The following is a 3,838-nucleotide window of genomic DNA, read 5'->3' as shown; positions in this document are numbered from 1 at the left end:
GTGTGGTGGCGGGTCCGGGGGGCGGGGCGCAGCGGTCGTCGAGCACCGCGTGGTAGGCCTCGGCCAGTTCGGGGCCGGGGTCGACGCCGAGCTGGTCGGCGAGGAGCTTGCGTCCCTCGTGGTACGCGATGAGGGCGTCCGCCTGGCGGTTGCTGCGCCCGAGGGCCAGGACCAGCTGGGCGCGGAAACGTTCCCGCAGAGGGTGCTGGCCGACCAGACCGGTTAACTCCGGGATCAGCCGGTCGTGCTCGCCCAAGGCCAGCTCGGCCGCCACGCGCTGCTCGGTGACCGAGACGAACGCCTCCTCCAGCGGCGGGCGTTCGATCTCCGCCAGGTGTTCGCTGACGTTGGACAGCGGGGTGCCGTGCCACAGCGCGAGGGCGGAGGACAGCTTCGTCGCGGCCGTACGGTGGTCCCCCTGGTCCAGGGCGAGGCGGCCGGCCTGCGCGAGCTCCTCGAACCGGACCAGGTCCAGTCGGGACTCGTCGATGTCGAGCCGGTATCCCCGGTGCTGACGGGTCAGCCGCGCGTCGTCACCGAGGTGTTTTCGCAGCTTGTGTATGTACGTATAGATCTGCGCGTGCATGGAGGAGGGCGGCGACCAGCCCCACAGCCGAGAGCTCAGCTGCTCGTAACTGACGGACCGTCCGCGCGCCAGCAGAAGCGCGCCGAGCACGGTGTGGATCTTGGTTCCGGACAGCTTGACCGGTCTGCCGTCGGAGCGGGCCTCGACAGGACCGAGCAGGCGAAATTCCATGTCTTGAGCATCCCTGTTGCTAGATGTCCGATAGGTGTTTCGATCAGGGCATGCGTCGGACCGGTGGGGAAAGGAGGAGGAAGAAGAGGCTCCGGGCCCGGACCGACGTGCCGAGGTGATCGCTGATCCGGGACGGTGTCAGGGGGAGGGGGTGCGGAGAGAGAGGCCGCACGGCCGCGACGGGCGCGGGGGGACACCGAACGGATCGAAGGGGCCTAGGGGAGAAGAGGGCGGCCGGCCGCCGGTCGGCGGCGCTCGAAGGCCCTTGATGGGCGGAGGGCGCGGGAACAGCGAAGCCCCACCCGATCGGCGGCGAAACCGCCCTGTTCCCCGACTATTTCTCCCGAATCCACCGGCATTTCAAATCCCCCGTCGGATGTTTCGCGGCCGGACCGTGGGGGTCCGGGCCGTGTGTGCGGAGTACGCTGGAAAACTGCTCGTTCTGAAGGATTGGTTTCTTTTTCTCCGGGTATCTAGTTCTTCTTGTTACGCCCTGAGGAATGCGAGCACCGCCAGAACACGGCGATGGCCGTCGGTGTCCACCGGCAGGTCCAGCTTATTGAAGATATTGCCGATGTGTTTGTTGACGGCTGCCTCGCTGATGAACAATTGGGACGCCAGATTGGCGTTGGAGTGTCCCTGCGCCATCAGACTCAGGACCTCCTTCTCCCGGCTGCTGAGCCGCTCCAGGGGGTCCTGGCGCAGCCGTACCAGCTGGTGGATCACCTCGGGGTCGACGACCGCGCCGCCCGCGGCGACCCGGTCGACCGCGGCCATGAAGTCGGCCACCGCCCCGATGCGTTCCTTCAGGAGGTACCCCACCCCGGCGCCGCCGCAGGAGTCGAGCAGCCGCATCGCGTACGAGCGCTCGACGTACTGGCTGAGCACCAGGACCGGGAGTCCCTTGTGGACCTCACGCAGGTCCACCGCGGCCCGCAGCCCGTCGTCGCCGTTGGACGGCGGCATCCGCACATCCGTGACGACCAGGTCCGGCGGGTCCTTCCGGACGGCCTCGACGAGGGCGTCCGCGTCGCCGACCGCGGCGACGGTCTCGTGGCCGAACCGCTGCAGCAGGCCCACCAGGCCCTCGCGCAGCAGAACGGCGTCCTCGGCGACGATCACGCGAAGTGGCACGGGACCTCCACATGCAGCAGGGTGGGACCGCCCACCGGACTCGACACCCGCATCCGGCCGCCGAGGGCCTTGAGCCGGTCGGCGAGCCCGGTCAGACCACTGCCGGCCTCCGGGTCGACGCCACCCTTCCCGTCGTCCGAGATGTCGAGGACCAGCAGGTCGGAGTGGTAGCGGCCGCGGACCGCGGCATGCGCGGCGCCGCTGTGCCGGGCGATGTTCGTCATGGCCTCGTTGATCACGTAGTACATGTTGGTCTCCAACTGCCGCGGCAGCCGGCCCGGGAACTGGAGGTCCACCGTCACCGGTATCGGGAACCGGCTCGCGTAGTCCTGGATCGCGGCGACCAGACCGTGATCCGCGAGCACCGGCGGATTGAGCCCCCGGATCAGGCTCCGCAGCTCCTTGTGCGCGGTGGCGAGCTGCCCCTCCGCCTCGGTGAGCCGCTCGGCCAGCGGGGAACCCTCCGGGATGTCGAGACGCATCAGACCCAGGGTCATGCCCAGCGACACCAGCCGCTGCTGCGCCCCGTCGTGCAGGTCCCGCTCGATCCGCACCCGCTCCGCGTCGAAGGAGTCGAGCAGCCGCACCTGCGAGGCCCGCACCTCCTTCAGCTCCTCGCCCAGCTCCTCGTCGCGCGGGGCCAGGAACGTCCGGGCCAGCGCGGCCCGCGCCCCCGCCCACGAGGTCACCGTGTACGGCGAGGCCAGCAGGACCACCGCGCCGAACACCGCCCACGGCCAGGTGTCCCCGTCCGCCGCCTCGAAGGTCAGCACCGGCACGCCGAACGAGAAGCAGAGCACCAGCAGGTCCAGCCACCACAGCGCCGCCGCCGAGATCAGCGTGAACATCAGCTCCCGCCAGGTCACCTGCTCCTTCAGCCGCGTCGCGACCCAGCTCCGCAGCCCCGGCGCCTCCGGCTCCCGGTGCGGGTTCGGCAGGCTGTCCAGGTCCACAAGACGAAGCCGGTACCGCTCGACCGTCGCCACCGCCATGGAGGACAGCACCACGCCGACCAACGGCGCCACCCCGACGAGGACGACCAGCAGCACGAGCCCCGCCACCAGGCCGGTGGCGAACACCAGCACGGCGGCGGCGCCGACCACGACCCCGCCGGCCAGATAGGCCAGCGAGCGCCAGGGCCAGCTGGAGGTGAGGAAGCTCAGCGGTCGCTGAGCCATCGCCTGCCAGGCCGTTTTCGGATGCATGGCCGTAACGGTATCCCAGACTTTCGTTTCCTCCAGGTAGAGCTAGCTCTACTTGAGGAGTAGAGCGCAGGTCAGTGCGGGTCCGGGGGCCTTCGCGGTGGAATCAATGCCATGACGACTACCAGGCACGCCCCCGCACAGGATGCGGTCGAGCTCTTCACCGTACGAAAGGTCTACGGGGCCGGCGACCGCTCCGTCACCGCACTGGACGGAGTTTCCATCGGCTTTCCCCGCGGCACCTTTACCGCGATTATGGGGCCGTCGGGTTCCGGGAAATCCACCCTGTTGCAGTGCGCGGCCGGCCTGGACCGCCCCACGGACGGCCGGATCATGCTCGCCGGCGTCGACATCGGGCAGCAGAACGAGAAGGAGCGCACCAAGCTCCGCCGCGACCACATCGGCTTCGTCTTCCAGGCCTTCAACCTGGTGGAGTCGCTGACGGCCGCTCAGAACGTGGAGCTGCCCTCCCGCTTCGCCGGCCGCCGGGTCAGCCGCGAGCAGGTCGCCGCCGCCCTCGCCGCCGTCGGCCTCGCCGAGCGCGCCGGACACCGGCCCAGCCAGCTCTCCGGCGGCCAGCAGCAGCGCGTCGCCCTCGCCCGGGCCCTCGTCACCCGCCCCGACGTGCTCTTCGCGGACGAGCCCACCGGCGCCCTCGACACCGTCACCTCGCGCGAGGTGCTCCAGATGATGCGCATGCTCGTCGACCAGGAGGGACAGACCACCCTCATGGTCACCCACGACC

4 protein-coding genes are annotated in these 3,838 nt (G+C 69.9%); 1 reads left to right on the top strand and 3 read right to left on the bottom strand.

Features of this window, described 5'->3' with window-relative positions; genetic code table 11:
• The 3 genes from CCN56_RS37285 to CCN56_RS37275 all read right to left on the bottom strand — a co-directional run.
• A partial coding sequence (locus CCN56_RS37285; protein WP_143664753.1) for an AfsR/SARP family transcriptional regulator occupies nt 1-757 on the bottom strand: 757 nt, incomplete at its 3' end.
• A gap of 486 nt (nt 758-1,243) precedes the next feature.
• On the bottom strand, nt 1,244-1,891 hold the full coding sequence (locus tag CCN56_RS37280) for a response regulator transcription factor (RefSeq protein ID WP_086832143.1): 648 nt from the start codon (nt 1,889-1,891) through the stop codon (nt 1,244-1,246).
• Complete coding sequence (locus tag CCN56_RS37275) at nt 1,876-3,096, bottom strand: sensor histidine kinase (RefSeq protein ID WP_086832142.1); 1,221 nt, start codon at nt 3,094-3,096, stop codon at nt 1,876-1,878. Before CCN56_RS37275 ends, CCN56_RS37280 begins: the two co-directional genes overlap by 16 nt.
• A gap of 111 nt (nt 3,097-3,207) precedes the next feature.
• On the opposite strand from CCN56_RS37275, the gene CCN56_RS37270 reads away from it, so the two are divergent.
• A partial coding sequence (locus CCN56_RS37270; protein ID WP_086832144.1) for an ABC transporter ATP-binding protein occupies nt 3,208-3,838 on the top strand: 631 nt, incomplete at its 3' end.

Source organism: Streptomyces sp. NRRL B-24572 (genome assembly GCF_002156145.1).
Taxonomy (GTDB): domain Bacteria; phylum Actinomycetota; class Actinomycetes; order Streptomycetales; family Streptomycetaceae; genus Streptomyces; species Streptomyces vietnamensis.
This window is presented reverse-complemented; position numbering and strand designations above follow the sequence as displayed.